This is a genomic window from Ureibacillus sinduriensis BLB-1 = JCM 15800, assembly GCF_000772955.1.
GTDB lineage: Bacteria > Bacillota > Bacilli > Bacillales_A > Planococcaceae > Ureibacillus > Ureibacillus sinduriensis.
This window is the reverse complement of record NZ_JPVO01000007.1, coordinates 1-745: the sequence shown is the minus strand read 5'-3', so window position 1 is coordinate 745 and position 745 is coordinate 1. Positions and strand designations below refer to the sequence as shown.

The 745-nt window shown below is 37.2% G+C and carries 1 protein-coding gene and 1 pseudogene; both read right to left on the bottom strand.

The genetic code is table 11. The annotated features are described in order from the left end of the window. Positions 1-497: ATP-binding protein (locus CD33_RS00115; protein WP_036196963.1), on the bottom strand; the 497-nt coding region annotated here is incomplete at its 3' end. After that, positions 490-745, bottom strand: a pseudogene (locus CD33_RS20345) (IS21 family transposase); the annotation flags it as partial. The pseudogene CD33_RS20345 and the gene CD33_RS00115, both read right to left, overlap by 8 nt.

Genomic DNA, 745 nt, shown 5'->3' with positions numbered 1-745 from the left:
AAATAACCCATTTCATCTAAAATCATTAAATCAACTTTCTCTAATTTACTTCTAAACTGCTTCAATTTCCCCGTATGTAGGGCGTGCTCTAGCTCCTCAACTAAATGCGATACACGATAAAAACGTACTTCAAATCCATGCTCACAAGCCTTTCGGCCAAGGGCAGAAGCTAAATGTGTTTTACCTGTTCCAGGTGCGCCAACTAAAATGACGTTTTCTTTTCTTCGAATAAAATCTAGCTGTTCTAACTCATCTTTCGTTAAATGGCCAGGCAAACAAATATCTTTATGCCACTGGTAGCTTTCTAGCGTTTTTGTATCAATGAAACGAGCTTGTTTCAAGTTACGTGCTATTTTTGCTTGTTCTCTGCCAAGCTGCTCTTTTAATAAAACTTGATACAGATATTCTTCCGGCTCAGTAAAAGGCACTTCTTTAATTGCTTCTGCTACATAAGCTAATCTCAATTGCTTACAGAGTGTTAAAATATCTTCATTCATTATTCAACACCTCCATCCCTTTTGGGGATAAGGCATCATATTCTGTCCAATTAACACCGTAAGGATGTTCAGCTTCTTCAGCCTCACGGCCAATATAGTTATAAAAATTTTGATCAATATCATTCATATCATGTGTAAGTAAAAGGGTTAGTAATTCATTAATCCGTTGTTTTCTTAACGCAAGTGAAGCAACTGTTAAATACTCTTTAATGCGCGTTGGCAGATAGATCGAGTAACGGGAATGCCCG